Below are 26193 nucleotides of genomic sequence, written 5' to 3'. Positions count from 1 at the left end.
CTCGGTCACGTCACGACCCCGATCGCCTCCTTGGCGTGGACGAGCACGGTGTCGCCGGCGGCGGCGTCCACCAGGGCCACGCTGATCCGCTCGATCCCCCCGCCGCCGGTGTCGACGTCGGCGAAATCGCCGTCGACAAGCCGGAGAACGGTGGCCGGGCGCGCCTCGTCCGCGCAGGTCGTGCAGTGGCCGTCTTCCTCGCATCCGGTCACGCGAGCACCTCCTCGCCGAGCACGCCCGGCTGCTCCAAGAACACGTGGACCAGCTCCCAAAGCAGGTGGTAAGCGGTGACGTGCACTTCCTTGACCACGCGCGGGTCGGTGGACGGCACGGTCACCAGGTGGTCGACGGCTCCGGGCAGCTCCCCGCCGTCGCCGCCCGCGAGCGCGACCGTCAGCATCCCGAGGCCGCGCGCGGCCTCCATGGCGCGCAGGACGCTGCCGCAGCGGCCGTCCGGCGAGATCCCGAACGCGATGTCGCCGGGCCCGCCGAAGCAGCGGACCTGGTGCGCGAACGCGTCGTCGAACCCCGGCCCGGCGCAGATCCCGGTGAGCGTCGCGACGTCGCCGGTGAGCGACAGCGCGGGCAGCGCCCGCTTCCCCACGATCACCGGGTGGACGAACTCGACCGCGACGTGCTGGGCGTCGGTGGCGGCGCCGCCCGCACCGAAGGCGAGCAGCCGCCCGCCGCGGTGGAACCGCGCCGCCATCGCGTGGCACGCGGCGGCGATCGCGCCGGCCTCGCCCGCGAGCGCCGCGCCCGGCGCGGCGCGCCGCGCGAACACCTCCGCCGCCGTGCCGCTCATCCGCCACCGCCCGGCGGCGGCGGGACGTCGCGGAGGCCGTGCTGGCGCAGCGACAGCTCCACGGCGAGGTCCCAGCGCTCCGACAGCTCCGCCGACATCGCGTGCGCGTCGTCGCACAGCGCCGTCGCGACCCGCGCCGTCTCGGCGTCCCCGGCCCGCTCGGCGACGCGGCGCAGCATCTCCGCGGACGCGATCTGCAGGTGCGCGGCGACGTAGGCGTCCCGGACGTGGCGGCCGGCCTGGTCCCGGCGGGTGCGCCCCAGCCCGGCCTCCAGCACGGACGCGAACAGCTGCCCCGCGTCCCGGACGATGGACGGCGCGGACCCGTGCGCCCGCAGCCGCGCCTCGATCTCGCGGGTGTGCGTCCGCGTCCGCTCGGCGTAGCGGCCGAGGCGCCGGCAGACGTCCGGCTCAACCGCCACCGTGGTGAGCAGCTCGCTCAGCGTGGCCTCGACATGCTCCTGCAGCGCGTGCGCGTCCTTCAGGTACCCGACGAGCTGCCGGTCGATGGTCGTCATGGCCCGTGTCCGATCCCGTGTCAGCGGCGCGGTCACATCGACTCGGCCTTGATGTACCTGCGGATCGCCGGCACCTCCCTGACCGCCGCGGCGACCACGGTGAGCGCGAGCAGCGCGACCGCCAGCCGGACCACGCCGGGCCCGATGTGGATTCCCTTCCTCATGCCACAGATCCCCCCTCTGTGTCGGTGTGCGTCTCCAGTTCCCTCGCGAGCAGCCGCTCGACCAGCCGGACGGCCTCGCCGACGGCCGCGCGGACCGGCGCGCTGAGCTCCATGTCCCAGGTGGCGTCGGTGGTCTGCGCCGACGGCTCGCACGCGACCAGCAGGATCCGCGGCGGCACCGGTCCGTTGCCGCGGGCCAGCCGCAGCACCCGCGCCGGGTCGAGCCCGTGCGCGTCGACCGCGGCGCCGCCGAAGTCGTCGGAGCCGGGCTCCGGCTCGATGAGCGAGACGGTGCCGGGCTCCTCGCCGCGGGCCGCCGCGTCGACCAGGAGCGCCGTCCGGTAGCCGTCGCCGAGCGCGTACATCAGGTCGATGCCGCGGATGCCGAAGTCGGTGACGGCCACGCCGGCCGGCACCGGCCGCTCCGCCAGCCGCCGGACGACCTCCACCCCGAACCCGTCGTCGCCGTGGAACACGTTCCCGATCCCGGCGACGAGGACCCTGCGGGCCGCGGCGTCCTGCGGCAGCGGCTCCACCTCGTCCAGCCCGACGAAGAACCGGTGGCCGAGCTGGTCGCGGGCGCCGAGGTCCCGGCCGGGGTCGTCGTCGACCGCGACGACCAGGTGCAGGCCGCCCTCCATGTCCTCCTCGACCCGCTCGACGGTCGCGGTGCGGCCGAGCAGCGCGAGGTCGAAGATGTCGGCGCCGCCCCGCGGCCGCAGCCGCACCCGGCTCCCCGCGGTCAGCTCCCGCCCGCCGACGACCGCCCGCGCGTTCACCACACGTCCCTGCGGGGATCGCGCATGGTGCCGTGCAGGACGAGCAGCTCGTCGGACGACAGCGCGCCGCACCGCTCCAGGATCCGCCGCGCCTTCGGGTCGGTCGCCGCCATCTCCCGGCGCTCGTCCTCGGTGAGGCCGAGCACGCTGAGGATGAGGAGCCGGTCGATCTCCGTCCCGTCGAACAGGTCGCCGGGGCTCTCCGGCGCGACCTGCGGCCAGTCGTACAGGACGATCGGCGCGGCCAGCACCGTGTCGAACCCGCCCGGCTCCCCCGCCAGCACCGGCCACAGCCCCTCGCTCGCGCACCCCGCGACGGCGGCGGCGAGCCGCTCCGGCGGATCGGTGGACGAGGCGAACGCCCCGCCGCCGCCCGCGCGCGCCACGACATGGGCGGACAGCATCCCGGCCCGGACCGCGTCGCCGTGCTCGGCGGCGTCGCCGCCGTTGACGACCTCGACCCGGACCCGCACGGCGCCGTCCTCCACCGGCACGGCCGAGACGTCGACCCAGCCGGTCACCCGCCCCCACGACCGCGTGAAGCGGGCACCGCCGCCGATCTCCTCGTCCTCGGCGCCCGGCGGCACCTCGACCGGGATCCGCACCGGCCCGTCCAGCAGGCGCTCCAGCGGGACGCGGCCCCCGGTGAACTCGCGTTCGCGGGCCTCCTGCCAGGTCGTGTACGTCTCCACACCCCGGCTGAGCTCGTCCACGGGGGTGTCGCCGTCCATGACCTGGCGGTGCACCTCGTGCAGGAACCGCAACGCGACCTCGACGTCGGTGTCGCCGCCGGGGTCCAGGACGAACTCGGCGCGCACCGTCCAGTGGTCGTCGTTGCGTTCGGCGTAGCGGCGCGGGTAGACGCCGCCGATCGTCCAGCGCCGCTGGTTCTTCAGCGCCGACCGCCGGTACGGCCACAGCAGGTATCCCTCGTAGAGGACCGTGTCCGCGACCGCCCTCACACGGTCCACTCTTCCTCCCCTTCGCGCGCCGCCTCCGCCTGCCGCAGCAGCTCGTCGACCGTGTCGTCGAACGAGGAGTGCGCGCGGCGCGCCCGGTAGGCGGCCAGCCGGCCGAAGCACGCGTCGTCCAGGCGGAGCCAGCGGGCGCCGCCGTAGTAGCGGTCCATCAGGTCACGCCACGCCTGGACGGGCAGCACGCCCGTCGCCTCGTGGTGCCACGGGATCTGCCCGGTGCGCAGCTTCCCGTCCTCGCCCGGGTAGAACACCGTGCCGTTGAACGTGAGGTCGAGGGGGACGTCGCCGTCGTCGAGCGCGTGCAGGTAGCGGTCGGCCGCGACCTGCATGTCATGCCCGCACGGCAGCGACAGGGTCACCTCCGTCTCCCCGCGGAACGTCGGCACCGTCGCGCCGACCCGCGCCCAGGTCAGCCCGCGCAGCGACCTCTCCCACATGTCCGGCGTGCCGAACACGCCGGTGAGCCGCTCCTGCTCGGCGTCTCCGTACTCCCGCCGCGCCGCCGCGATCGTCACCGTCGTGGTCAGCAGGACGCACTGCACGGACCCGCCGTCCAGCCGCCGCAGCCCGATCCGCAGGTTCAGCGTCGGCGTCGCCGCGAACGCCTCCGCCTCGACCCCCAGCAGCTCCAGCCCCAGCTCCGGCGCCCCGTTCCTCTCGCTCATGCCCTGCTTTCCCGAGGGGGGACGACCCCCCGCACCCCCCGGGCTCATGCCGGAGACAGGTTCGGCATCGAGTCGAGGATCGGCTCGCGGTGCTTCGCGTTGATCCCCGTGGAGCGGCGCTGGTTCGAGGTGCCGTCGGGCAGGTGGCCCGGCTGCTTCTCGTAGTTCCCCGCGGCGTTCCCCTCGCGGACGCCCCGCGTGTGCGACGGCGTGTCGGGTTTCACGTCGGGTCTCCCCAACCTGATCATCTGTCCCCCTCCAACTCCTCGAAGAACGTGCGGATGCGGTGCCGGACGGCGTCGCCGCCGGTGAAGCCCGTCCAGTGCGCGCGCAGCAGGGCGGTGAGCCGGAAGCAGTCGTCGACCGGGAGGATCCAGTGCTCGGCGGCGCCCAGCGCCCGGTGGACGACGAGCGCCTCCACGTCCGGGCGCAGGTCCGCCAGCACGGGGTTCGCGCGGGTCAGGCGCTCCCAGCTCGCGGCGTGCACGGGCGCGTGCAGCGCGCCCGCCGGGCTCGGATAGCGGGCGGTGACCTCGCCCGACGCGGCGGCGGTGAAGAACGCCAGGTCGACCGGGACGCCGAGGGCGGCCCAGAGCGGGCCGTCCAGGTGGAAGCCGGCCAGCCGGCGGCGCTCGTCCGGGACGAGCCGGTAGTGGCGCCCGCCCGCCGCGTGGTCGGCGAAAAGCACGGTGCAGGCCCCGCACGCGCACAGCGGGTCGCCCGTCCCCAGGTCGAGGAGGTGCCGGTGGACGTCCGGCAGCGGCTCGCCGCACAGCTCGCACCGCTCGGCGGCGGCGGCCGCCGGAGGGCGCGGCTCCCGGCGGGCCAGCGCGGCGAGCCGGGGCGTGGACAGGGCGGCGGTCATGCGCGGCTCCGCACCTGGTCGAGGGTGATCAGCACCGGTTCGGGGGCGGGCGCCGCGATGTCGACGCGGTCCAGCTCCGGCGCCGCCGCGCGGACGGCCCGCTCGACCGCGTCCAGCACGGGGCGGGGCGGCGCGGCCCGGCCCTCGGCGGCGACGGCCAGCCGCAGCGCGCCGTCCTCGATGCCGCCGAACTCGGCGGACGTGCGGTGCTTGGCGAGGAAGGTCTCCAGCGCGCCGAGCGCCCGCCGCACCCGCGCCTCCGCGGTCTCCGGGTGCAGGCCGTGGACGAGCAGCAGGTGGCGGATCAGCTCGTCCTCGATGAGGGCGCCGGTGTCGCCCGCGAGCCGCATGACCCGGTCGAGCGCCTCCCCGTACAGCTCCACCAGCGCGTGGACGGTGTCCGCCGCGGCCGGGTCGAGCCGTTCCAGCAGCCCCTCCAGGCGCTGGACGTGCTCGCGTACGCGCTCGTCGTCCCAGCTCATCGTTCCTGCGCACCGAACATCGGGGAATGGCGCTTCTCGATCGTCCGGCCGCCGCCGAGGTACATGTGGACGCCGCACGGCAGGCACGGGTCGAAGCTGCGGACGGTCCGCATGATGTCGATGCCCTTGAAGTCGTCCGGCCCGTTCTCCTCGAAGATCGGCTGGCCCTGCACGGCGTCCTCGTACGGGCCGGGCGTGCCGTAGGAGTCGCGCGGGCTGGCGTTCCACGGCGTCGGCGGGTACGGCTGGTAGTTCGCGATCTTGTGGTCGCGGATGACGAGGTGGTGCGACAGCACGCCCCGCACCGCCTCGTGGAACCCGACGCCGATCGCCTCGTCCGGCACCTCGAAGTCGGTGAACACCTTCGTGCGGCCCGCCCGCACCTCGTCGAGGGCCTTCTCGGCGAAGTACAGCGCCATCCCGGCCGCGTAGGCGACGAAGTAGGCGCGGGCCCGGTCGCGCTCGATCGTGTTGGCGAACGGCGGCGGCGTCCACTCCAGGTTGACCTCGGGCATGCCCGGCGTCTTCGGCAGGTCGATCTGCACGCTGCGCCCCGTGGACCGGACGTACGGCGTGTCCACCAGCCCCGCCAGCGCGGTCGTCCACAGCCGGGCGAGCGGCCCGCCGCCGGTGTCGAGCGCGAGGTGCTCCTCGGTCACCGGATGCAGCCAGCGCGGGCTCATCACCCAGCTGTACTTGCCGCCGTCCAGGTCGCGCTTCTGCGGGTGCGGCAGCGTCGTCTGGTTCCACGGGTGCCGCTGGTCGATGGGGTTGCCGAGCGGGTCCTGCTTGACGAACGTCTCCTCGTTCGCCCAGTCGTCGTAGTACGAGCTGCCGAGGAGGATCCGCATGCCGAGGTTGATGTCGACCAGGTCGGTGGTGAGGAGCTGGCCGTCGATCACGATGCCGGGCGTGACGTACGCGGCCCGGCCCCATTCGGACATGTGCCGGTAGTCGTAGTCGCAGACGTCGGGGTTCTGGAACGCGCCCCAGCAGCCGAGCAGCGTCCGGCGCCGCCCCACCTGGTCGTAGCCGGGCAGCGCCTCCAGGAAGAAGTCGAAGATGTCGTCGTTCATCGCGACGGACCGCTTGACGAAGTCCAGGCAGCGCGTCAGCCGGACGAGGTAGTCGGTGAACACCTGCGGCGTCGCGACCGTCCCCACCCCGCCCGGGTACAGGGTGGACGGGTGGACGTGCCGCCCCTCCATCAGGCAGCACATCTCGCGGGTGATCCGGCTGAGTTCGAGGGCCTGCTTGTAGACCGACCCCTCGAACGGGTTGAACGCCGCCATGATGTCGGCGATCGTCTTGAAGCCGTGCACGGAGCCGCGCGGCGCCTCGGTCGTCCGCGCCGTCGCGAGCAGGCCCGGGTTCGTCTCGGCGACCATCCGCTCGCAGAAGTCGACGAACACGAGGTTGTCCTGGAACAGCGTGTGGTCGAACATGAACTCGGCGGCCTCGCCGAGGTTGATGATGTAGTCGGCGAGGGGCGGCGGCTTGATCCCGTACGCCATGTTCTGCGCGTAGACCGAGCAGGTCGCGTGATTGTCACCGCAGATGCCGCAGATGCGGCTGGTGATGAAGTGGGCGTCGCGCGGGTCCTTGCCCTTCATGAACACGCTGTAGCCGCGGAAGATGGACGAGGTGCTCCGGCACTCGGCCACCTCCCGGTTCGCGAAGTCGATCTTGGTGTAGATGCCGAGGTTGCCGATGATCCGGGTGATCGGGTCGAACGCGACCTCGACGAGGCCCCCCTGCTCCGGGGACCGGTCGCTTCGCACGCTGGTGCCCTGCTTCATCGGTGAGTGCCCTGTCTCATCGGCGCGGCCTTTCGGTGACGACTCTCTGCGGTGACTGCTCTGCGGTGACGGTTTTGGCGTGTGCGGGTCAGGTGCGCGGCCAGCGGGGCTGGTAGCCGCTGGTCAGGCGGTCGCGGTTGTGGCGCCACCGCGGTTCCTCGTTGGCGCTCCGGTTGGTGATCGACCGCATCGTCCGGATGAACGGCCCGTAGGTCTTCAGCAGCGTCGTGGACAGGTTGCCGCCGGGCGGCTCGTCCATGAACGGCATGAACTTGTCCGGGAAGCCGGGCATCGTGCAGCCGATGCAGATCCCGCCGACGTTGGGGCAGCCGCCGACGCCGTCCATCCAGCCGCGCTTGGTGACGTTGCAGTTCACCACCGGGCCCCAGCACCCGATCTTCACCTGGCACTTCGGCGAGTTGTAGTCGAAGGCGAAGTCGGCCTGCTCGTAGTAGGCGGCGCGGTCGCAGCCCTCGTGGACGGTCTTGCCGAACAGCCACGTCGGGCGGAGCTTGTCGTCCAGCGGGATGACCGGCGCCTGCCCGGCCGCCTGGTGCAGCACCCACAGCAGGGTCTCCATGAAGTTGTCCGGCTGGACGGGGCAGCCGGGCACGTTCACGATCGGCAGGCCGCCGGCGGAGCGGAAGTCCCAGCCGAGGTAGTCGGCGAGGCCCATGCAGCCGGTCGGGTTGCCCGCCATGGCGTGGATGCCGCCGTAGGTGGCGCAGGTGCCGGCCGCGACGACGGCCCACGCCTTCGGCGCCAGCCGGTCGATCCACTCGTTCAGCGTGACGGGCTCGCCGGTCTCCGGGTCGTTGCCCATCGACGTCCAGTAGCCGTCGCCGTTGATGTTCTCGTTCGGGACCGACCCCTCGACGACGAGGATGAACGGGTCCAGCTCACCGCGCGCGGCCTGCCGGAACGCCTCCACGAACGCGTCGCCGGTCTCGTAGGCGAGCACCTTGTTGTGCAGGTGCACCTTGGGGAGGCCGGGGATCGCGCCGAGCAGCACGTCCTCGATGCTCGGCAGCGTGGCGGCGGTGACCGAGACCGTGTCCCCGTCGCAGCTCATGCCCTCGGACGTCCACAGAATGTGGATCTCCTCCGTCGGCGGCTGCGACGTCGGCGGTCCCGGCGCGGCCTGTTCCGGCGCGGTGCTCGCCATGACGGCTCCCTTCCCCCGAAGTGATCATCACCAGTTCGGGCCTGCCCTGCGGGATGGGCCCGAAACACCGCCCGAAGAGCCGTTAAACAGCGGTCCCGAATTCGGTCAACACACCGTTTGACGAGGGAAGATCGGGGGCACCGCAACAGCGCTCCCGCAACGGTTCCGGGGGCCCGGACGGGACGGAGGACGCGTGCACGAACTGGCCGTCACGGAGAGCGTTATCGCGGCAATAACTACGCAATTGCCCGATTCGCGGGTGGTGGTGGTCCACCTCGAAATTGGGAGACTTTCCGGAGTCATGCCGGACGCGGTGCGGTTCTGCTTCGCGCTCGCCGGGGAGGGGACCTGCGTGGAGGGCGCCCGGCTCGACATCACCGAGCCGGACGGGGTGGGCGACTGCGCGTCCTGCGGGCTCACCTTCCCGGCGCGCGCGCCGCTCGCCGTGTGCCCCTGCGGCAGCGCCGACGTGACGGTCAGCGGGGGCGCCGACCTGACGATCAAAGCGGTGGAGGTCGCCGACGATGTGTGAGACCTGCGGCTGCGACGCCGCTCCGGGGGACGCGCGCCTGACGACCCTCCCGCCGCCCGCCCCCGACCCCGCCCCCGACCACCGGCATGAGCATGAGCACGAGCACCGGCATGAGCACGCGCACGGCCTCGGGCGCACCGTCGCCCTCGGCCAGAAGGTGCTGGCGCACAACGACGACCTGGCCGGGCGGAACCGGGCCTGGCTCGCCGAGCGCGGCATCGTCGCGCTCAACGTGATGAGCTCCCCCGGCTCCGGCAAGACGACGCTGCTGGAGCGGACCGTCGCCGACCTCGGCGCGGACCGTCCGATCTCGGTGATCGAGGGCGACCAGGAGACGCTGCTGGACGCCCGCCGCCTCGCCGCCGCCGGGGCGCGGACCGTCCAGGTCAACACCGGCGCCGGCTGCCACCTCGACGCGGCGATGGTGGCGGAGGCGCTGACCGCGCTGGCGCCCCGGGACGGCTCGACGGTCTTCGTCGAGAACGTCGGCAACCTCGTCTGCCCGGCGCTGTTCGACCTCGGCGAGCGGGCCCGCGTGGTGCTGATGTCGGTCACCGAGGGCGCCGACAAGCCGCTGAAGTACCCGCACATGTTCCGCGGCGCGGACGTCCTGCTGCTCAACAAGATCGACCTGCTGCCGCACGTCGACTTCGACGTGGCCGCCTGCCGGGACGCGGCCCGCCGGCTGTGCCCCGGCCTCAGCGTCCTGCCGCTGTCGGCGACGCGCGGCGACGGCCTCGGCGCCTGGTACGACTGGCTCGCCACCCTCTGAGCGGCCGCCCGCGGGCCCGGATCGGCGCTTGACCTGGAGCGCGCTCCAGGTCATAGCGTGCTGCGCGGTCACCTGACGAGGGAGCGCAGATGCAGTACCGCAAGCTCGGCCGTACCGGCGTCGAGGTCAGCACCCAGTGCCTCGGCGCCATGATGTTCGGAGCCGTCGGCAACCCCGACCACGAGGACTCCCAGCGCATCGTCCACAAGGCGCTGGACGCGGGGATCAACTTCATCGACACCGCCGACATGTACTCGGCCGGCGAGAGCGAGGAGATCGTCGGCAAGGCCCTCAAGGGCCGCCGGGACGACGTCGTCCTCGCGACGAAGTTCTTCTTCCCGCTCGGCGAGGAGCGCAACGCCCGGGGCGGGTCGCGGCGGTACATCGTCCGCGCCGTGGAGGACAGCCTCCGGCGGCTCGGCACCGACCGCATCGACCTGTACCAGATCCACCGCCGCGACTGGGACACCGATCTGGAGGAGACGCTCGACGCGCTGTCCGACCTCGTCCGGCAGGGCAAGATCCTTTACGCGGGGTCGTCGTCGTTCCCCGCCGACCAGATCGTGGAGGCGCAGTGGGCCGCCGCGCGGCGCGGCGGCGTCCGGTTCGTGTGCGAGCAGCCGCAGTACTCGGTCTTCGCCCGGTCGATCGAGCGGGCGATGCTGCCGGCCGCGCGGCGGCACGGGATGGGCGTCATCCCGTGGAGCCCGCTCGCGGGCGGCTGGCTGACCGGCAAGTACCGGCGCGGCGCGCAGCCGCCCGCCGGGTCCCGGTTCGCCCCGTCGGACAACCCGGCGTGGCGGGACCGCACCGTGGACGTCGACCCGAGCGCCCCCGTCCGCTACGACGCCGTCGAGCGGCTCACGAAGATCGCCGAGGGGGCCGGGCTGTCGCTCACCCACCTGGCGCTCGCGTTCGTCGGCGAGCACCCGGCCGTCACCTCGACGATCATCGGCCCGAAGACGATGGCGCAGCTGGACGACCTGCTCGCCGCCGCCGACCTGCGCCTCGACCCGGCGGTGCTGGACGCGATCGACGAGGTCGTCCCGCCCGGCACCGACATCGCGGGCATCAACCACCGGGCGGGGGAGCCGGGGCTGCTCGCCGAGCACCGCCGCCGGCCCGCCGCGTCCGCTACTTGATCAGCGGGTCCCGGGGCAGCTTCAGGATCCGCTCGGCGATCTGGTTGCGGGTGATCTCGGACGTGCCGCCCGCGATCGACATGCCCCGGGAGCCGAGCCGCATCAGCCCGGCGAACTGGCCGAGGCCCTCGTTGAACGCGGTGCCGGGGCCGGCGAACGCGGCGAGGAGGTCGGCGGTGGCGTGGCCGTGCTCGGCGAGGACGAGCTTGGTGATGTTGCCCTCGGGGCCGGGCTCGCCGCCGGCGACGGCGCGTTCGGCGGAGCGCAGGTTCAGCAGCCGGAGCGCCTGCTCCTCCGCCAGGTAGGCGCCGACCCGCTCGGCCCCGGCCGGGACGTCCGCGCCGTGCTCGCGGTAGAGCGCGACGACGTCGGGCCCGGCGGGGCCGCCGGCGCCGCCGCCGATGCTGACCCGCTCGTTGCCGAGCGTCGCGCGGGCGACCGTCCAGCCCTGGTTCGGCTGCCCGACCACGTCGGCGTCGGGGACGAACACGTCGGAGAAGAACACCTCGTTGAAGTCGGACCCGCCGGTGATCTGGCGGAGCGGCCGGACCTCCACGCCCGGGTGCTCCATGTCGATCACGACCATGGTGACGCCGGCGTGCTTGGGCGCGTCCGGGTCGGTGCGGACGGTCGCGAAGCCCCAGCGGCAGTGCTGCGCGCCGCTCGTCCACACCTTCTGGCCGTTGACGACCCAGCCGCCGTCGACCTTGACGGCACGGGTCTTCACGGCGGCGGCGTCCGAGCCGGCCTCGGGCTCGCTGAACAGCTGGCACCAGACCTCGTCGCCGCTGAGCGCGGGCCGCACCCACCGGTCGATCTGGTCCTGGGTGCCGTGCTGGACGAGGGTGAGGATCACCCAGCCGGTGATGCCGAGCTGGACGCGCTTCACGCCCGCCGCGCGGAACTCGTCCTCGATGACGAGCTGCAGCCCGGCGCTCGCCTCGACGCCCCACGGGCGCGGCCAGTGCGGCTGCGCGTAGCCGGTGTCGATGAGCCGCCGCCGCTGCTCTGCGGCGGGCAGCGCGGCGATCTCGCGGGCAAGCTCGCGGATCCGGGGCCGCTCGGCCTCGGCCTCGGGCGGCAGGTCGAGGGTCGCCGCGCGGACGACGCCGGCGTCCCGCAGGCGGGTCACGTCCCGCTCGGCGGAGCGCGGGTCGAACACGGCCTCCAGGGTCGCGGCGCGGCGCATCAGCAGGTGCGCGTCGTGCTCCCAGGTGAAGCCGATGCCGCCGTGCACCTGGATGTTCAGGCCCGTGTTGGACGTGAACGCGGGCAGCGCGAGCGCCGCCGCGACGGCCGCCGCCAGCTCGAACTGGTCGGCGGGCCCGGACGCGGCGCGCGCGGCGTCCCACACGGCGGCCGTGGCCAGCTCGGCGGCGACGAGCATGTTCGCGCAGTGGTGCTTGACGGCCTGGAACGTCGCGATGGGGCGGCCGAACTGCTGCCGCACCTTGGCGTACTCGACGGCGTTCTCCACGCATTCGAGCGCGCCGCCGACCGCCTCGGCGGAGACCAGGGTGCGGGCGATGGCGACGGCCTGGGCGCGGGCGCCGGGCAGGACCTCGGCGGCGGCGCCGTCCAGGCGGACACGGGCGGACCGGCGCGACGGGTCCAGGTTCTCCGGGACCTCGACGCTCGCGGCGTCCGCCCGGACGATGACCATGTCGTCGCCCGCCGGGAGGACGAGCAGCTCCGCGAGGCCGCCGCCCAGCACGACGCCCGCGTCACCCGTCGCCGTGCCGTCCGCCAGGGTCAGCGCGCCGCCGGTGCCGAGGGCGGCCGGGGTCGCGCCGGACGCGAGGCCGGGCAGCAGGCGGGCCCGCTGCTCGTCCGTCCCGGCGGCGGCGATCACGGCGGACGCGATCATCGTGGGCAGCATCGGGCCGGGCGCGGCGGACCGGCCGAGCTCCTCGGCGACCACGACCAGCTCCTGGAGGCCGGCCCCGCCGCCGCCGTGCTCCTCGGGCAGGTGCAGGCCGAGCAGGCCGAGCTCGGCGAACCCGGTCCAGAAGGCGGGGAGCGTCTCCTTCTCGGCGTCCAGCAGCGCGCGGTTCGCGGCCCGCGCCTCGTGGTCGCGCAGGAAAGCGCGCGCCGTCCGTGCCAGCTCGCGGTGCTCCGCGCTGATGGCGATCGCCATGGCCCCTCCAGGCATCGTTGCGTCCGGACACCAGAATGGCATTCGGTTGCCGTCCGGGGCGAGGGGTCGTCCCGATCTCTTGCCCGGAGGCCGACGCCGCCGGCCGGCGCGGAGCCGCTACTGGAGCGCCGCCACGAAGCGCTCGGCCTCCTCGGGACGCATCCCGGTCTCCGCGCACACCAGCGCGACGGCCGAGGCGTAGTCTCCGGCCGCCTGGAACGCGCGGACCCGGTCCGACAGCGTCCCGCCGGGGTCGGCCACGGGCGCGACGACCAGCCCGTCCCGGAGCGCCTGGACGAAGTCCTTGGCCGCCTGCGACCCGAGCCCGGTCTCCGCGCGGACCATCTTGACCGCCGGCTTCGCCCGGCCCTCGGCGATCATCGCGCGCGCCTTCGCCTGCACCTGCGGCGGCACCTGCCGGGCGAAGACCTGCCCCTTCAGCCCGTCCACGTACTCCTTGGCCTCCTTGAGGCCGAGGCCCGTCGCCTGCCGGACGAGCTTGATCGCGGGAATGTACTTCTCCTCGGCGATGAGCCCGACCACGCGCTCGTACGCCTCGGGGAGCAGGTACCGGGCGGACACCGGATGCTTCACCGGGTCTCTCTCCTCTGGCCGGGGGAACGGACGGGACGATTCTCGCGGAACCCGTCCGCGCACGCATCCTCCGGCCGCGGGCCCGCCACCGGGCGGCGGCCGAGAAGGGCGACGAGCCGGTCACCGGGGGGCGCGTCCGGCGGCGGCTCCACCGGTTCGGCGAACAGCGGGCCGCGCGGCGGCGCGGGCAGCACCAGCGGGCACACCGCCAGCAGGTCGGCCGCGAGCACCGGCGGGATCGGCCGCCCCTCGCCGGTCGCCTGGGCGATGTCCCAGCCGTGGACGGCGACCTCGACCGCCCCGGCCGCGGCCATCAGGTCGCCCTGCAGGCGCCGGTCCCCCACGATCACCGCGCCGCGGGCGGCCGACGCCCGCAGCACGCGGACGGCCTGCACGCGCAGCTCCGACACCGGGTCGACCGCCCCGGCCGCCGGTTCCGAGCACCGTGCGACGTGCCCGCCGACCATGCCCTCGTGCAGCGCGGCGAGGGAGTCGGCGAGATGCAGGAGCAGCATGCCGAGGTCCCACGACGCGCACGGCGTGCGGCGGGCGAGCATATGCGGCATGACCCCCTGGGCGGCCGTCAGCGCGAAGCCGATCGCGCGGTCCAGCAGCCTGCCGCGGTTCGCGTCCACTCGCACACTCGGCCTCCGATCGGGTGACGCCCCATGCTCTGTAGACCGCGGCGGCGGCGGAAAATCATCACGGGCGGGCGATCGGAGACGCGGCCGGGCGCGGCGTGCCCCGCAGCGCCGCGTGCCGCCCCCGGAGCCGAGCGTCACCAGCGCCAGGTCATGCCATCATGGCGTGATGCCCCGGTCCCCCATCCCCGCCGCCGCATGGGACGAAGAGCTGCTGCCCCCCGCCGACTGGGGAAGGCCCCGCGGATCCACCCTCGGCGGAGCGCTGTGGCTGTTCGGCGCAGCGGCCGTCGTGCTGGTCGCCGGGCGCCGCTGGGTGGCGCCCGGCGTCTCCGCCCCGGCCCTGGACGCCTGGTCGACGATCTTCGTCGCGGTGTGCGTGCAGGCGCTGCCGTTCCTGGTGTTCGGCGTGGCGCTGTCCGCCGCGATCACCGCGTTCGTCCCGGCGTCGTTCTGGACCCGCGTGCTGCCCCGCCGCCCCGGCTCGGCCGTCCCCGTCGCGGGGGCGCTCGGCGCCGTGCTGCCCGGCTGCGAGTGCGCGTCCGTGCCGGTCGCGGGCGGGCTGATGGCGCGCGGCGTGGCGCCCGCCGCCGCGCTGACGTTCCTGCTCGCCGCGCCCGCCGTGAACCCGGTCGTGCTGGTCGCGACGCTGGTCGCGTTCCCCGGGCAGCCGGAGATGGCGGCGGCGCGGTTCGGGGCGTCGCTGCTCACCGCGGTCGTCGCGGGCTGGGCGTGGCTGCTGTTCGGGAAGGGCGAGTGGCTGCGCGTCCCGCGCCGCCGCCCCGCCGAGGGCGCCGCCCGCTGGACGGCGTTCCGGGAGGCGATGACCCACGACATCATGCACGCGGGCGGTTTCCTCGTGGTCGGCGCGCTGGCCGCCGCGACGATCAACGTGCTGATCCCGCCGGAGTGGGTGACGGGTGTCGGCGGGGTCCCGCCGGCGTCGATCCTGGTGCTGGCCTTCCTCGCGGTGCTCATGTCGATCTGCTCGGAGGCGGACGCGTTCGTCGCCGCGAGCCTGACCGGCTTCTCCCCGACCGCCAAGCTCGTCTTCCTCGTCGTCGGCCCGATGGTCGACCTCAAGCTCATCGCGCTGCAGACCGGGTTCTTCGGCCGCTCGTTCGCGATCCGGTTCGTCCCGCTGACCTTCGTCCTCGCCGTCGTCTGCGGCACCGCCGCCGGAGGGATCCTGCTGTGAACCGGCACGCGCAGTCGCTGCTGCTGATCACGCTCGGCCTCGCCGCCGTCTGGATCACGCTGCCGACCGGCGAGTACCTGAACTACGTGCGGCCGAGCTTCCGGATCCCGCTGCTCACCGCCGCCGCCGTGCTGATCGCGCTCGGCGTCGCCGGGCTCGTCCGCCGCCCCGCGCCCGCCGACCACGACGACCACGGGCACGACCACTCGCGCGGGCCGCGGGTCGCGTGGCTGCTCGGGCTGCCCGTGCTGGTCATCGCCGTGGTCGCGCCGCCCGCGCTCGGGTCGTACATGGCCTCGCGCGGCACCGGCCGGGCGCCCGCGCCCCCGGCGGACTCGCGGCAGTACGGCGAGATCGCCGTGTCCGTGGCGCCGACGCAGATGTCGATCGGCGAGTACATCGGACGGGCGTTCCAGGCGCAGCGCGGCAACCCGAGGGCGCTGGAGGGCGTCCGGGTGCGGCTGACCGGGTTCGTCACCCCGCGCCGCGAGGGCGGCTGGTACCTCACCCGGATGAAGATCGCGTGCTGCGCGGGCGACGCCGTCGCGTTCCGCGTCATCGTGCACGGCGTGCCGCAGCCGACCGCCGACCGGTGGGTGCAGGTGACCGGCACCTGGCGCCGCCCGCCGGCGGGCACCCCGCCGACGGACGAGCAGGCGATGGACGCGACGCAGACCGTCCCGATCCCCCGGCCCGAGCAGCCCTACGACTGAGCCCGCGCGACCGGGTCAGGCGGTCGCCTCCACCTCGTCCCGCGTGAGGACGGGGTCGGGCGCGGCCGGTGCCGTCGAGGCGACCGGGGCGGAGGCGCCGCCCGCGACACGGGCCTCGGCCTCGCGGTACTCCCGGATCGGGCCGGTGGCGTCGTGCAGGCCGTTGAGGACGAGCCACAGCGTCGCCCTGCGCGCGCGCAGGGCAACCGGGTTCGGCGGCTGGTACAGGCAGAGTTTCTGCGCCCACCTGGGGAGCATGTCGCGGGCGGCCCAGTCCATGAACGGGCTGCCGGGCTCCCACGGCTTGGCCTTGCTCTCGCGGAGGTTCGGGCCGGTCGCGAACGCCTTGATCGGGGTGACGGCCAGGCGCGGCAGGTAGGACTCCAGGCAGTCGGCGACCTCGGCCTTGGTGGCGGGCAGGTCCGTCCCGCCGAGGGCCTCGCCGACGCGGACGAACTCGCCGTAGTAGCGGTCCAGGGCGGGTCCGCGCAGGGGACGCCGGTGGTAGCGCTCATGCGCGGTGGCGAGCCCCCACACCACGGTGGCGTAGTTCCAGCGCAGCCATTCGGGGTCGTCGGCGTCGTAGGGCAGGCCGTCGGGGCGGGTGCCCTTCACGGTGTGGTGCATGGCGCGGACGGTGCGGGCGAGCCGCTCGGCGGTCGCGGTGGAGCCGTAGGCCGTCCCGATGAAGAACGACAGCGAGTGGCCGAGCCGGACGGCGGCGCCCTCCGGGTCGATGTTGCCGGTCGGGACGCCGTCCACGCGCTCGGGGATGCGGGAGTGGTCGTAGGCCATCCAGCTGATGCTCGGGTCGAGGCCCTCGATGTAGGCGGCGCCGACCAGGCCGAGGATCAGCGTGGGCAGGTGCGAGTGCACGTACCAGACCGCGCTGCCGGGCCCGAACCAGCCGGGGTCGCCGTCGGGGCCGGCGAAGTCCAGGCCCTTGAAGAACCTGGAGCGGATATCGGCGTCGAAGGCCCGCTCGAAGCGCGTCGCGACGACATTGCTCTTGCCGGGGCTGCTCTTGCCGGGACTCGTGGTGGCCGCCATCTGGACTCCCAATTCTGGCTACAACTGTGGCCAGAGTAAGTGTTTGGGTACACCCGTGTCCAGACTGGGGATGCCCGGCGCGGGCCGGGGGTATCGTCGGGGCATGGCGAACGCGCGCACGGCCACGTCCACCCGGTGGGCCGGGGTGCCCGCGAGCCGGCGGCGGGACGAGCGGCGCGACATGCTGGTCAGGGCCGCGTACCGGCTGTTCGGCGAGGAGGGCGAGGCCGCCCTCACGGTGCGCGCCGTGTGCCGGGAGGCCGAACTGCACACCCGGTACTTCTACGAGAACTTCCCCGATACCGACGAGCTGCTGGCCGCCGTCTACGACCGGGAGGCCGCGGCCCTCGGCGAGGCGCTGGCGGCCGCACTCGACGAGGCCGGGCCGAGCCCGGACGCCCGGACGCGCACCGGCATCCGCGGCGTGCTCCGCTTCATCAGCGACGACCCGCGCCGCGGCCGCGTGCTGTTCGCCGAGGCGCGCGGCAACGAGGTGCTGGCCGAGCGGCGCCGCGCCGCCCAGACCGCCCTCCTGGACGGCGTCCTCGCGATGAGCAACATCGAGAACCCGCGGCTCCCGGTCGTCGTCGCCGCGACCATGTTCACCGGCGCGATGACCGAACTGGCCCAGCGGTGGGCGGACGGGCGGCTCGGCGACGACCTCGACGCGGTCGTCGACAGCGCCGTGGAGCTCTCCCTCGCGCTCCACGGCACCGCCGCGGTCAGGTGATCAGCTCCAGGGCGCGGTCGAGGGAGACGACGTCGGCGTACTTGGCCTGGAGGTCGAGCAGGTTGGCGGCGTGCAGGCGCGGGTCGCGGTCACCGCACGCCTCGTCCACCACCAGCGGGCGGAACCCGTGCTGCAGCGCGTCCGTGGCCGTGGCCCGGATGCAGCCGCTCGTGGAGAGCCCGCAGATGAACAGGGTGTCGATGCCGGACGAGGTCAGCGTCGCCGCCAGCGACGTCCCGTGGAACGCGCTCGCGTACTGCTTGGTGACGACGGTCTCCCCCGGCCGGGGGGCGACCCCCTCGGCGAAGTCGCCGAGGGGGCTCCCCTCCTCGAACACCCGCAGCGCGGGCACCTTGCGGCGGAAAAGCCCGCCGTCCGCGCCGCCCGGCTGGTATGCCACCCGCGTGAACAGCACCGGGACGGCGGCGTCCCGCGCCGCGCCGATCAGGGTGATCGCCGCGGCAAGGGCGTCCTCGACGGGGGCGCGCAGGGGCGACCCGTCCTCCAGGTAGGCGCGGGCGAAGTCGACCACCAGCACCGCCGGGGCGTCGCCGCAGCCGAGGCTCTCGCCGAAGCCGGACTCCCGGTAGTCCGCCATCAGGTCGTCCGGGCCGGTCATCGGCGCAGCGCCTCCGCGGAGCGGACGTCGACCGGCGGGCGCGGCGCGGGCAGCCCGGTCTCCTCCTCGCAGCGGGCGAGGATCTCCGCCAGCGGCGGGCCCATGTCGAACACGGGGATCTCCGTCCGGTCGGCGGCCATCTTCGCCCTCAGCAGCTCGGTGGCCCCCACGTCGAGGACGCCGTCGTCGGTGCAGACGACGCCGTACCCGTCGCGGGCGCCCTCGGCCGTCACGAGGCCGCGCAGCACCTCCGTCGCGACCAGCTCGGCGGGACGGGCGAGCGGGTCGCCCCATCCGCCGCCGCCCCACGTCACGAAGTGCAGCACGTCGCCCGGCGCCACCGGCACGTCGTGGACCTTGCTGGGCAGCACCTCGCGCGTGCCGTCCGCCCGGTCGATCCACTTGCGGCCCCGCTCCCCCGGACGGCCGCCGTTCACGCCCCACGGGTAGGTGAGCCAGCGGTCGTCGTGGATCGCGATCGTGCCGGGCTCCTCGAAGTGGTACGCGACGTCGACGCCGTTGCCGCCCCGGTGCAGGCCGGCGCCGCCGGAGTCGGCGATCGTCTCCCACCGCTCGATGCGCAGCGGGTAGTACGACTCCAGGTACTCGCAGGGGATGTTGACGAACGACGGCCACAGCGAGTGCCCGTCGGGGCCGTCCCCGACCGGGCGCCCCGGCACGCCGCCGAACCCGATCGAGTACAGCTGGAACCACTCGCCCTCGCGCGGCCCGGACGTGTAGTGCCCCGAGTACATGAAGTGCGGCGAGGAGGAGAACCCGGCCGCGTTCAGGATCTCCGGGTTCGTCTGCCCGAGCAGCCCGCCGAACAGGTCGAACACGCGGCCGATGCCGTGGTTGCGGGCGTTCAGCGCGGCCGGGTGGCGCGGCTTCCAGAACGAGTCCTCGGGGATCGTCACGTCGATCAGCGGGTAGAAGCCGTCGTTCCACAGGATCTGCGGGTCCGCGACCGTGATCACGTAGATGCCGAAGAACATCCGGACGAGGTTCTCGTTGATGAAGTAGTTGATCGGCCCGACCGCCTGCGGCGCGGCGTGGCTGAAGTCGAGGTGGATCTTCTCGCCGGTGCGGGTGAGCGAGATCTTCAGCTCGTAGGGGCCGTAGCCGCAGCCGTCGTCGCAGATGTAGTCGGCGAACTCCAGCGTCTGCCCGTCCTCGAAGAGGGTCGCGAGAAGCACCTTCATCGCCTGGTAGTTGCGGTCGAGCAGGGCGTCCAGCGCGGACAGGTAGGTCTCGACGCCGAACCGGTCGCACAGCTCGGTCACCCGCCGCGCCGCCGTCGTGCAGGCCGCGACGAGGCCGTTCAGGTCGGCGCGGTTCCAGTCGGGCATCCGCACCTGGTTGAGGATGATGCGCAGCGCCGCCTCGTTCAGCTCACCGCCCTCGTACAGCTTGAACGGCGGGACGACCACGCCCTCCTCGTAGATGGTGCGGGCGTCGGCGGGCATCGACGACGGCGTCTTGCCGCCCACGTCCGACATGTGGCCGAACATCGACGACCAGCCGACGAGCCGGCCCCCGTGGTAGATCGGCACGACCAGCAGCCAGTCGTTGGCGTGGCTGATCGCGGCGCCGCACGCGTACGGGTCGGACGTCATGAGGATGTCGCCCTCGCCGATCGTCCCGTCGAAGTTCTCCAGGAAGTCGGGCACCGACAGGCCGAACTGGCCGACGACCATCTTCCCGGACGGGTCCGCGATCAGCGGGAACTCGTCGTGCTGCTCGCGGATCCCCGGGGACAGCGCGGTGCGGAACAGCACCTCGTCCATCTCGTGCCGCGCGTTGCGCAGCGCGTTCTCGATGATGTCCAGGGTCACCGGGTCGACCTCCACCCGGCCGACCGGCTCCGTGGTGGTCTGCAGGATCTCGGCCATCAGCCCTCCTCAGTGGGACGGATCAGCAGGCTGCCGCTCGGGTGCACGGTCGCGGCGTGCCCGGACAGGACGAGGGTGGTGGAGTCCATCTCGACCACGACGGCCGGTCCGGGCACCACGTCCCCGGCGCGCAGCTTGGAACGGTCGAAGATGCGGGCGGGCACGGACGCGCCGTCCATCCACACCTCGGTCTCGCGGACCAGCGCCGCGGCCGGGTCGCCGTCGCCCTCCGGGAGGGTGCGCCAGGCGACCTCGGGGCGCGGGCCGCTCACGGTGACCCGCAGGTTGATCACTTCGCGCTCGTTGTCGAGCAGGAACGAGAACAGCCGCTTGTGCTCGGCGTCGAACGCGGCGCCGAGCTCGGCGAGCAGGTCGCCGTCCACGGTCGCGCGGTCGACCTCGACCGGGATCTCGAAGCCCTGCCCGTGGTAGCGCAGGTCGAACTGGTACGTCGCGGTCTGGCTGTCGCGCGGGACGCCCTCGGCCTCCAGCCGCCCGGCGGCGGCGTCGGCCAGTTCGGCGAGCGCGGCGCGCAGCTCGGCGTCGTCGAGGGTGGAGAAGCGGCGCACCATCGTGCGGGCGCTCTCGTCGCGGGCGCAGGTCGTCGCGTCCCCGTAGGCGCACAGCACGCCCGGCGACGGCGGCACGATCACCGGCCACGAGCCGGTCAGCCGGCCGAGCGCGTTGGCGTGCAGCGGGCCCGCGCCGCCGAACGACATCAGCGCGAACTCGCGCGGGTCGAAGCCCTGCTGGACGCTGATCAGCCGCAGCGCGCCCAGCATGTTCTCGTTGACGATGTCGATGATCCCCGCCGCGGCGGCCTCGACGCTCGGCAGGCCCATCGCCTCGGCGACGGTGCCGACCGCCTTGCGGGCGGCCTCGACGTCCAGCGAGATCTCCCCGCCCGCGAGCTCCGTCGGCAGGTAGCCGAGGACCACGTTGGCGTCGGTGACCGTCGGGTCGGTGCCGCCGGTGCCGTAGGCGGCCGGGCCGGGGTCGGCGCCCGCCGACTGCGGGCCGACCCGCAGCGCCTTCGTCAGCTCGGGGACGTGCGCGATCGAGCCGCCGCCCGCGCCGACCGTGCGGACGTCCACGCTGGTCGCCCGGACGGTCAGGTCGCCGACGCTCGTCTCCCGGCCGATGCGCGGGCGCCCGCCGAGCACGAGCGCGACGTCCGTGGACGTCCCGCCCATGTCGAAGGTGAGGAAGTCGGGGAACCCGGCCTGCTCGGCGAACCACACCGCGCCGGTCACCCCGCCCGCCGGGCCGGACAGCAGCAGCGACACCGGGTCCTCGGCCGCCTTGTCGGCCCGCGTGAGGCCGCCGTCGCTGCGCAGTACCGCGAGCGGCGCCGCGATCCCGCTGCCCGTCAGCGACCGGTCGAGGTTGCCGACGTACCGGGCGACCTCCGGCTGCACGTAGCTGTTCGCCACGGTCGTGACGGTCCGCTCGTACTCCCGCATCTCCGGCAGCACGTGGCTGGACAGCGACACCGGCACGCCCGGCAGCTCCTCGGCCGCGAGCTCCGCGACCCGCCGCTCGTGCGCGTCGTTCGCGTACGAGTTGATCAGCGAGACGGTGAGCGCCTCGATCCCGGCCCCGGCCAGCCGGCGCAGCGCCGCGCGGGCGCGGTCCTCGTCCAGCGGGGTGACGACCTCGCCGTCCGCCGTGATCCGGCCGGGGATCTCCACGGTGTGCTCCAGCCGGGCCAGCGGCTCCGGCTTCGGCCAGATGATCCAGCCGGCCAGCCCGCCCGGCACGAAGGACCGGCCGATCTGCAGCACCTGCCGGAACCCCTCGGTCGTGACCAGCCCGACCCGCGCGCCCCTGCCCTGCAGGATCGCGTTGGTCGCGACCGTGGTGCCGTGCAGCACGTGCGCGACCTCGGCCGGTTCGATCCCCGCGTCCCGGCACACCTTGCGGATCCCGTTGAGGACGCCCTCGGACTGGTCCGCCGGAGTGGACGCCGTTTTGGCGCGGTGGCTGACGCCGGTCTCCTCGTCCACCAGCAGCACGTCGGTGAACGTGCCTCCTACATCGACGCCTAGGCGATAACCCATGTCGGTCTCCCGATGCCGTACCTGCTCTAGATGGCTCCGCGCTCGGCCAGCGCGGCGATCTCTTCTTCTCCGAGGTCCAGGAGGCCGCCGTACACCTCCCGGTTGTGCTCGCCGAGCGCGGGACCGGCGTGCCGCACCGATCCCGGCGTCTCGCTGAGCTTGGGGAACGCGTTGTGCATCGGGAGCTCCCCGAAGTCCGGGTGGACGAGCCGCACGATGGCCTCGCGGGCCGCGAAGTGCGGGTCGTCGAACATGTCCTTGGCCGTGTAGATGCGGCCGGCGGGGACACCGCCCTCGTGCAGCGTCTCCAGCAGGGCCTCGGTGCCGAGCGTCGCCGACCAGGCGGAGATCAGCTCGTCCAGCTCGGCCATGTTGCGGCCCCGGTCGGCGTGCCCGGCGAACCGGGGGTCCTCGGCCAGCTCGGGGCGGCCCATCGTCTTCGCGAGGCGTCCGAACACGGTGTCCTGGTTGGCGGCGATCAGGATCATCTCGCCGGACGCGGTCGGGTACACGTTGCTGGGCGACACGTTCGGCAGCACCGAGCCGGTGCGCTCGCGCTGGTAGCCGGCCACGGCCCACTCGGGCAGCAGCGACTCCATCATCGCCAGCACCGCCTCGTAGATCGCCGAGTCGACGATCTGGCCCCGGCCGGTGTTGCTCCGGTGGTGGACGGCGACGAGCGCACCGATCGTGGCGAACACGGCGGCGAGCGAGTCGCCGAGCGAGATCCCCGCGCGGGACGGCGGGTTCTCCGGGTCGCCCGTGACGTACCGGATGCCGCCCATCGCCTCGCCGATCGACCCGTACCCGGCGCGCGGCGCGTACGGGCCGCTCTGCCCGAAACCGGACACGCGGACGAGGATCAGCCCCGGGTTCGCCTCGCGGAGCGCGTCGAAGTCCAGGCCCCAGCGCTCCAGCGTGCCGGGGCGGAAGTTCTCCACGACGATGTCGGCCCGCTCGATGATCCGCCGCGCCAGGTCCTGGCCCTCGGCGGTGCGCAGGTTGCAGGTCACCGACTTCTTGTTGCGCGCGACCACCGGCCACCACAGGGACTTGCCGTGCGGCTTCTCCCGTCCCCACTGGCGCATCGGGTCGCCCGCGCCCGGCGACTCCAGCTTGATCACCTCGGCGCCGAAGTCGCCGAGCAGCTGGCCGCAGAAGGGGCCGGCGAGCAACTGCCCCATCTCCACCACGCGCAGGTCGGCGAGCGGTCCCCGGGCGTCCTGAGCGGCGCCGTCGTGCGTTGACATCTAGCGGATCCTCGTTTCGGTGTCGTCGTCTGGGTCGTCTGCGGGGCGGCGGGAGGCGCGGAGGAGGACGGCCTTCGCGGCGAGCACGTGCGCCCGCATCACCGACTCGGCCCAGGTGCCGTCGCCCGCCCGCAGCGCGGCGGCCAGCTCCCGGTGGTGCGCGGAGCTGCGGGCCAGGTCGTCCGGCGAGTACCGGTGGAAGGTGCGCATCACCAGCGGCAGCTGGACGACGGCGTTGAGCATCGACACCAGCCGGGCGCTCGCCGCCGCGGCGCGGACGATGCCGTGGAACTCGGCGTTCAGCTCCGCGACGCGGTCGAGGTCCTGGCCGTCGCCGGGGCCCGCCGCCCGCTCCATGAGGCCGCACAGCTCGTCCATGCGGTCCACGTCCTTCGGCTCGATCCGGGTGGCGGCCCGCCGCGCGGCGGCGCCCTCCAGCAGCATCCGCAGGTCGTAGATCTCCTCCAGGTCCTCCGGCGTCCAGTCGGGGACGCGGGCGCCGCGGTGCGGCAGCACCTCGACCAGCCCCTCGACCTCCAGCCGGCGCAGCGCCTCCCGGACCGGCGTCCGGCTGGAGCCGGTCTGCTCGGCCAGCTCGGCCTCGCCGAGCCGTGCCCCGGGCGGGTGGACGCCGTCCAGGATGTCGGCGCGCAGCCGTGTGTACACACGGTCCACGGCACGGACCATCCGAACCTCCTCAGCGGTCGATTGCATGCAAGATAAGCATTTCGGTCGCTTGACACAAGGGTTGTACCTGGCCGATTCTCGGCATGTCGTCAGATTGCATACAAGGGAAGGGCCCATGGCGGACGTCGAAGTCATCGAGGTGGGGCCCAGGGACGGGCTGCAGAACGAGGCCGCGATCCTGCCCACCGCCGACAAGGTGCGGCTCATCGAGCGGAGCATCGCCGCCGGGCTGCGGCGGATCGAGGCGGTCAGCTTCGTCAACCCCAAGCGCGTCCCGCAGATGGCCGACGCGGAGGCCGTGATGGAGCGCGTCCCCCGGCCGGACGGGGTGCGCTACGCGGGGCTCGTCCTCAACCCGCGCGGCCTCGACCGGGCGCTCGCCACCGGCGTGGACGAGGTCAACGTGGTGGTCGTGGCGACCGACGAGTTCAGCCGCCGCAACCAGGGCTGCTCGGTCGAGGAGGGGCTGGCCAACTGGGCGCGGATCGCCGCCGACGCGCGCGCCGCCGGGCTGTTCCGCAGCGTCACGATCGCGGCGTCCTTCGGCTGCCCGTTCGAGGGCGAGGTGCCGGCCGAGCGCGTCCTCGGCCTGGTGCGGCGGATCGCCGAGAGCGAGCCCGACGAGATCGCGCTGGCCGACACGATCGGCGTCGGCGTCCCGGCGCAGGTGCGCGCGCTGCTGACCGGCGCCGCCGAGATCGCGCCCGGCGTGCCGCTGCGCTGCCACTTCCACAACACGCGCAACACCGGCTACGCGAACGCGCTGACCGCGCTCGACCACGGGGTGAGCGCGCTGGACGCGAGCACCGGCGGGTTCGGCGGCTGCCCGTTCGCGCCCGCCGCGACCGGCAACATCGCGACCGAGGACCTGGTCTACGCGCTGGACCGGATGGGCGTCAGGACCGGCGTCCAGATGGCCCCGGTGACGGAGACGGCGGCCTGGTTGAGCGAACGGCTGGACAGCCCCGTGCAGGCGCTGCTCGGCCGCGCCGGGCCCTTCCCCGCGTCCTGACGGGCGCGGCCGGGCGGCCGGTCACCATTCGGGGCGCGTACCGTCCCGCTGCAGGAACTCCAGCCGGTTGCCCAGGTTGTCGAAGGCGTAGAAACGGCGGTGGCCTGGGAAGGCGTCGTCCCAGGCCACCTCGGTGCCGTGCTTCGCGAGCCGTTCGGCGAGGGCGTCCAGGTCGTCGACGCGGATGCCGGGATGCGCCTTGCGGGCGGGGCGGAAGTCCTCCTCGACGCCGAGATGGATCTCCAGCGCGTCCGCGCGCACCCAGAGTCCGCCACGCGCGGCCAGCACCGGCGGTTTCGCGATCTCCCTCATGCCGAGGGCGTCCACGTAGAAGGCGCGGCAGGCGTCCTCGCTGCCGGGCGGGATCGCGATCTGCACATGGTGCACGGCGAAGGTGAACGGCGACGCGTGGTCCGGTCCGTAGCCCTGCGCTGAGATCTCCGTCATGATCACATCATCGCGCGGGTGAAGTAGGCCCGGATGACGGTTCTGCCGGGTTCTGTCCGGATGCGGACGAAGTCGGCGAGCTTATGGACGAGCAGCAGCCCCCGCCCGCCGATCGAGTCGGGCGGCACCGGGCGCCGGCCCGCCAGCGGGTCGGCGATGTGGCCCGCGTCGCTGACCTCGATGACGAGGTGGGTGGCGTCATGCCAGATCCACAGCACCCCGGCGCCGCCGCCGTGCTCTATCGAGTTGGCGGTCAGCTCGCTGGCGATGAGCTCGGCGTCCTGGATCCGGTCCTCGTCGAGCCCGGCCTCGGCCGCGCCCTCGACCACCAGCGCCCGCGCCGCCTTCAGCGCGGCGGCGTCGAAGGGCAGCCGCCGCGGGCGCGCGGCCCGCTCGGCGGGCGGCGCCTCCGTGTCCGGCGGATCGCCGACGCGCTCCCCGCTGCCGGTCATGGCGTCCTCCGAGCGCACTCGTTGCCCCAGGGCAAGCGTCCATGGT

Annotated in this window: 30 protein-coding genes; 7 read left to right on the top strand and 23 right to left on the bottom strand. The window is 73.8% G+C overall.

The window, feature by feature from the left end; translation table 11 throughout:
• Positions 1-5 precede the first annotated feature (5 nt).
• The 12 genes from ACGFI1_RS06985 to ACGFI1_RS06930 all read right to left on the bottom strand — a co-directional run bounded on the left by ACGFI1_RS06985 (position 6) and on the right by ACGFI1_RS06930 (position 8219).
• Complete coding sequence (locus ACGFI1_RS06985; protein WP_392783861.1) at positions 6-212, bottom strand: HypC/HybG/HupF family hydrogenase formation chaperone; 207 nt, start codon at positions 210-212, stop codon at positions 6-8.
• Complete coding sequence (locus ACGFI1_RS06980; RefSeq protein WP_392783859.1) at positions 209-805, bottom strand: D-sedoheptulose-7-phosphate isomerase; 597 nt, start codon at positions 803-805, stop codon at positions 209-211. The genes ACGFI1_RS06985 and ACGFI1_RS06980 overlap by 4 nt, the downstream gene beginning before the upstream one ends.
• Positions 802-1323, bottom strand: coding sequence for a DUF892 family protein (locus tag ACGFI1_RS06975; protein WP_387077179.1), 522 nt, complete (start codon positions 1321-1323; stop codon positions 802-804). The genes ACGFI1_RS06980 and ACGFI1_RS06975 overlap by 4 nt, the downstream gene beginning before the upstream one ends.
• A 32-nt stretch (positions 1324-1355) precedes the next feature.
• A complete protein-coding gene (locus tag ACGFI1_RS06970) occupies positions 1356-1487 on the bottom strand; it encodes a hypothetical protein (protein WP_386872892.1) in 132 nt (43 codons plus the stop codon).
• Positions 1484-2266 (bottom strand): hydrogenase maturation protease, encoded by a 783-nt coding sequence (locus tag ACGFI1_RS06965; protein ID WP_392783856.1) that lies wholly within the window; start codon positions 2264-2266, stop codon positions 1484-1486. Before ACGFI1_RS06965 ends, ACGFI1_RS06970 begins: the two co-directional genes overlap by 4 nt.
• Entirely contained in the window at positions 2263-3237 is a 975-nt protein-coding gene (locus ACGFI1_RS06960) for a hypothetical protein (protein ID WP_386872895.1), read from the bottom strand. The genes ACGFI1_RS06965 and ACGFI1_RS06960 overlap by 4 nt, the downstream gene beginning before the upstream one ends.
• On the bottom strand, positions 3225-3908 hold the full coding sequence (locus tag ACGFI1_RS06955; RefSeq protein WP_392783854.1) for a DUF6084 family protein: 684 nt from the start codon (positions 3906-3908) through the stop codon (positions 3225-3227). Before ACGFI1_RS06955 ends, ACGFI1_RS06960 begins: the two co-directional genes overlap by 13 nt.
• A gap of 44 nt (positions 3909-3952) precedes the next feature.
• A complete protein-coding gene (locus tag ACGFI1_RS06950; protein WP_240808032.1) occupies positions 3953-4132 on the bottom strand; it encodes a hypothetical protein in 180 nt (59 codons plus the stop codon).
• A 20-nt stretch (positions 4133-4152) separates the two neighbouring features.
• Positions 4153-4773, bottom strand: a complete 621-nt coding sequence (locus ACGFI1_RS06945; RefSeq protein ID WP_138638479.1) for a DUF5947 family protein — start codon at positions 4771-4773, stop codon at positions 4153-4155.
• Positions 4770-5255, bottom strand: coding sequence for a hypothetical protein (locus ACGFI1_RS06940; protein WP_138638480.1), 486 nt, complete (start codon positions 5253-5255; stop codon positions 4770-4772). Before ACGFI1_RS06940 ends, ACGFI1_RS06945 begins: the two co-directional genes overlap by 4 nt.
• Entirely contained in the window at positions 5252-7036 is a 1785-nt protein-coding gene (locus tag ACGFI1_RS06935) for a nickel-dependent hydrogenase large subunit (RefSeq protein WP_392783851.1), read from the bottom strand. The genes ACGFI1_RS06940 and ACGFI1_RS06935 overlap by 4 nt, the downstream gene beginning before the upstream one ends.
• A gap of 106 nt (positions 7037-7142) precedes the next feature.
• Entirely contained in the window at positions 7143-8219 is a 1077-nt protein-coding gene (locus ACGFI1_RS06930; protein WP_138638482.1) for an NADH-quinone oxidoreductase subunit B family protein, read from the bottom strand.
• A gap of 193 nt (positions 8220-8412) precedes the next feature.
• Between ACGFI1_RS06930 and ACGFI1_RS06925 the strand changes: the two genes are divergently transcribed.
• From ACGFI1_RS06925 to ACGFI1_RS06915, 3 genes are all read left to right on the top strand, one after another.
• The gene (locus ACGFI1_RS06925; protein WP_138638483.1) at positions 8413-8751 is read left to right on the top strand and encodes a hydrogenase maturation nickel metallochaperone HypA/HybF; all 339 of its coding nucleotides are present in this window, start codon (positions 8413-8415) and stop codon (positions 8749-8751) included.
• A complete protein-coding gene (gene hypB, locus ACGFI1_RS06920; protein ID WP_392783849.1) occupies positions 8744-9523 on the top strand; it encodes a hydrogenase nickel incorporation protein HypB in 780 nt (259 codons plus the stop codon). Before ACGFI1_RS06925 ends, hypB begins: the two co-directional genes overlap by 8 nt.
• Before the next feature lie 89 nt (positions 9524-9612).
• Positions 9613-10665: an aldo/keto reductase gene (locus tag ACGFI1_RS06915; RefSeq protein WP_386872908.1), complete on the top strand. Its 1053-nt coding sequence runs from the start codon at positions 9613-9615 to the stop codon at positions 10663-10665.
• Here ACGFI1_RS06915 and ACGFI1_RS06910 read toward each other — a convergent pair.
• The 3 genes from ACGFI1_RS06910 to ACGFI1_RS06900 all read right to left on the bottom strand — a co-directional run bounded on the left by ACGFI1_RS06910 (position 10658) and on the right by ACGFI1_RS06900 (position 14037).
• Positions 10658-12802, bottom strand: a complete 2145-nt coding sequence (locus tag ACGFI1_RS06910) for an acyl-CoA dehydrogenase (RefSeq protein ID WP_392783847.1) — start codon at positions 12800-12802, stop codon at positions 10658-10660. The genes ACGFI1_RS06915 and ACGFI1_RS06910 overlap by 8 nt on opposite strands.
• Before the next feature lie 117 nt (positions 12803-12919).
• Positions 12920-13396: a ribosomal protein L7/L12 gene (locus ACGFI1_RS06905; RefSeq protein ID WP_392783845.1), complete on the bottom strand. Its 477-nt coding sequence runs from the start codon at positions 13394-13396 to the stop codon at positions 12920-12922.
• Complete coding sequence (locus ACGFI1_RS06900) at positions 13393-14037, bottom strand: TIGR03086 family metal-binding protein (protein ID WP_392783843.1); 645 nt, start codon at positions 14035-14037, stop codon at positions 13393-13395. Before ACGFI1_RS06900 ends, ACGFI1_RS06905 begins: the two co-directional genes overlap by 4 nt.
• A 169-nt stretch (positions 14038-14206) precedes the next feature.
• On the opposite strand from ACGFI1_RS06900, the gene ACGFI1_RS06895 reads away from it, so the two are divergent.
• Both ACGFI1_RS06895 and ACGFI1_RS06890 read left to right on the top strand, forming a co-directional pair.
• On the top strand, positions 14207-15235 hold the full coding sequence (locus ACGFI1_RS06895) for a permease (RefSeq protein WP_392783841.1): 1029 nt from the start codon (positions 14207-14209) through the stop codon (positions 15233-15235).
• Positions 15232-15948 (top strand): TIGR03943 family putative permease subunit, encoded by a 717-nt coding sequence (locus tag ACGFI1_RS06890; RefSeq protein ID WP_392783839.1) that lies wholly within the window; start codon positions 15232-15234, stop codon positions 15946-15948. The genes ACGFI1_RS06895 and ACGFI1_RS06890 overlap by 4 nt, the downstream gene beginning before the upstream one ends.
• A 15-nt stretch (positions 15949-15963) precedes the next feature.
• Here the strand turns inward: ACGFI1_RS06890 and ACGFI1_RS06885 are convergent, their stop codons facing one another.
• Complete coding sequence (locus ACGFI1_RS06885) at positions 15964-16998, bottom strand: oxygenase MpaB family protein (protein ID WP_392783837.1); 1035 nt, start codon at positions 16996-16998, stop codon at positions 15964-15966.
• 103 nt (positions 16999-17101) lie between these two features.
• Between ACGFI1_RS06885 and ACGFI1_RS06880 the strand changes: the two genes are divergently transcribed.
• On the top strand, positions 17102-17728 hold the full coding sequence (locus ACGFI1_RS06880) for a TetR/AcrR family transcriptional regulator (protein WP_392783835.1): 627 nt from the start codon (positions 17102-17104) through the stop codon (positions 17726-17728).
• Here ACGFI1_RS06880 and ACGFI1_RS06875 read toward each other — a convergent pair.
• The 5 genes from ACGFI1_RS06875 to ACGFI1_RS06855 are packed head-to-tail and all read right to left on the bottom strand — an operon-like array spanning position 17721 to position 24224.
• Positions 17721-18347 (bottom strand): isochorismatase family protein, encoded by a 627-nt coding sequence (locus ACGFI1_RS06875; RefSeq protein WP_392783833.1) that lies wholly within the window; start codon positions 18345-18347, stop codon positions 17721-17723. The genes ACGFI1_RS06880 and ACGFI1_RS06875 overlap by 8 nt on opposite strands.
• On the bottom strand, positions 18344-20239 hold the full coding sequence (locus tag ACGFI1_RS06870; RefSeq protein ID WP_392783830.1) for a hydantoinase B/oxoprolinase family protein: 1896 nt from the start codon (positions 20237-20239) through the stop codon (positions 18344-18346). The genes ACGFI1_RS06875 and ACGFI1_RS06870 overlap by 4 nt, the downstream gene beginning before the upstream one ends.
• A complete protein-coding gene (locus tag ACGFI1_RS06865) occupies positions 20239-22299 on the bottom strand; it encodes a hydantoinase/oxoprolinase family protein (protein ID WP_386872926.1) in 2061 nt (686 codons plus the stop codon). Before ACGFI1_RS06865 ends, ACGFI1_RS06870 begins: the two co-directional genes overlap by 1 nt.
• A gap of 26 nt (positions 22300-22325) precedes the next feature.
• A complete protein-coding gene (locus ACGFI1_RS06860; protein WP_138636116.1) occupies positions 22326-23549 on the bottom strand; it encodes a CaiB/BaiF CoA transferase family protein in 1224 nt (407 codons plus the stop codon).
• The gene (locus ACGFI1_RS06855) at positions 23550-24224 is read right to left on the bottom strand and encodes a GntR family transcriptional regulator (RefSeq protein ID WP_301176319.1); all 675 of its coding nucleotides are present in this window, start codon (positions 24222-24224) and stop codon (positions 23550-23552) included.
• 127 nt (positions 24225-24351) lie between these two features.
• Here ACGFI1_RS06855 and ACGFI1_RS06850 point away from each other — a divergent pair, with 127 nt between their 5' ends.
• Positions 24352-25248 (top strand): hydroxymethylglutaryl-CoA lyase, encoded by an 897-nt coding sequence (locus tag ACGFI1_RS06850; protein ID WP_386872929.1) that lies wholly within the window; start codon positions 24352-24354, stop codon positions 25246-25248.
• 21 nt (positions 25249-25269) lie between these two features.
• Here ACGFI1_RS06850 and ACGFI1_RS06845 read toward each other — a convergent pair whose 3' ends face one another.
• Positions 25270-25695, bottom strand: coding sequence for a VOC family protein (locus ACGFI1_RS06845; RefSeq protein WP_386872931.1), 426 nt, complete (start codon positions 25693-25695; stop codon positions 25270-25272).
• A gap of 2 nt (positions 25696-25697) precedes the next feature.
• The gene (locus tag ACGFI1_RS06840; protein ID WP_392783828.1) at positions 25698-26147 is read right to left on the bottom strand and encodes an ATP-binding protein; all 450 of its coding nucleotides are present in this window, start codon (positions 26145-26147) and stop codon (positions 25698-25700) included.
• Between the last annotated feature and the right edge of the window lie 46 nt (positions 26148-26193).

Origin of the sequence: Actinomadura geliboluensis, from assembly GCF_043197915.1 — a bacterium.
GTDB lineage: Bacteria > Actinomycetota > Actinomycetes > Streptosporangiales > Streptosporangiaceae > Spirillospora > Spirillospora geliboluensis.
The sequence above is the reverse complement of the archived record's forward strand: the minus strand, read 5'-3'. Positions and strand labels throughout refer to the sequence as shown.

Excerpts from the sequence above, each read along its gene's own strand:
- ACGFI1_RS06980 (WP_392783859.1), bottom strand. The coding sequence starts at position 805 with ATGAGCGGCACGGCGGCGGAGGTGTTCGCGCGGCGCGCCGCGCCGGGC.
- ACGFI1_RS06975 (WP_387077179.1), bottom strand. The coding sequence starts at position 1,323 with ATGACGACCATCGACCGGCAGCTCGTCGGGTACCTGAAGGACGCGCAC.
- ACGFI1_RS06970 (WP_386872892.1), bottom strand. The coding sequence starts at position 1,487 with ATGAGGAAGGGAATCCACATCGGGCCCGGCGTGGTCCGGCTGGCGGTC.
- ACGFI1_RS06955 (WP_392783854.1), bottom strand. The coding sequence starts at position 3,908 with ATGAGCGAGAGGAACGGGGCGCCGGAGCTGGGGCTGGAGCTGCTGGGG.
- ACGFI1_RS06945 (WP_138638479.1), bottom strand. The coding sequence starts at position 4,773 with ATGACCGCCGCCCTGTCCACGCCCCGGCTCGCCGCGCTGGCCCGCCGG.
- ACGFI1_RS06940 (WP_138638480.1), bottom strand. The coding sequence starts at position 5,255 with ATGAGCTGGGACGACGAGCGCGTACGCGAGCACGTCCAGCGCCTGGAG.
- ACGFI1_RS06930 (WP_138638482.1), bottom strand. The coding sequence starts at position 8,219 with ATGGCGAGCACCGCGCCGGAACAGGCCGCGCCGGGACCGCCGACGTCG.
- hypB (WP_392783849.1), top strand. The coding sequence starts at position 8,744 with ATGTGTGAGACCTGCGGCTGCGACGCCGCTCCGGGGGACGCGCGCCTG.
- ACGFI1_RS06915 (WP_386872908.1), top strand. The coding sequence starts at position 9,613 with ATGCAGTACCGCAAGCTCGGCCGTACCGGCGTCGAGGTCAGCACCCAG.
- ACGFI1_RS06910 (WP_392783847.1), bottom strand. The coding sequence starts at position 12,802 with ATGGCGATCGCCATCAGCGCGGAGCACCGCGAGCTGGCACGGACGGCG.
- ACGFI1_RS06895 (WP_392783841.1), top strand. The coding sequence starts at position 14,207 with ATGCCCCGGTCCCCCATCCCCGCCGCCGCATGGGACGAAGAGCTGCTG.
- ACGFI1_RS06885 (WP_392783837.1), bottom strand. The coding sequence starts at position 16,998 with ATGGCGGCCACCACGAGTCCCGGCAAGAGCAGCCCCGGCAAGAGCAAT.
- ACGFI1_RS06880 (WP_392783835.1), top strand. The coding sequence starts at position 17,102 with ATGGCGAACGCGCGCACGGCCACGTCCACCCGGTGGGCCGGGGTGCCC.
- ACGFI1_RS06875 (WP_392783833.1), bottom strand. The coding sequence starts at position 18,347 with ATGACCGGCCCGGACGACCTGATGGCGGACTACCGGGAGTCCGGCTTC.
- ACGFI1_RS06870 (WP_392783830.1), bottom strand. The coding sequence starts at position 20,239 with ATGGCCGAGATCCTGCAGACCACCACGGAGCCGGTCGGCCGGGTGGAG.
- ACGFI1_RS06865 (WP_386872926.1), bottom strand. The coding sequence starts at position 22,299 with ATGGGTTATCGCCTAGGCGTCGATGTAGGAGGCACGTTCACCGACGTG.
- ACGFI1_RS06860 (WP_138636116.1), bottom strand. The coding sequence starts at position 23,549 with ATGTCAACGCACGACGGCGCCGCTCAGGACGCCCGGGGACCGCTCGCC.
- ACGFI1_RS06850 (WP_386872929.1), top strand. The coding sequence starts at position 24,352 with ATGGCGGACGTCGAAGTCATCGAGGTGGGGCCCAGGGACGGGCTGCAG.
- ACGFI1_RS06845 (WP_386872931.1), bottom strand. The coding sequence starts at position 25,695 with ATGACGGAGATCTCAGCGCAGGGCTACGGACCGGACCACGCGTCGCCG.
- ACGFI1_RS06840 (WP_392783828.1), bottom strand. The coding sequence starts at position 26,147 with ATGACCGGCAGCGGGGAGCGCGTCGGCGATCCGCCGGACACGGAGGCG.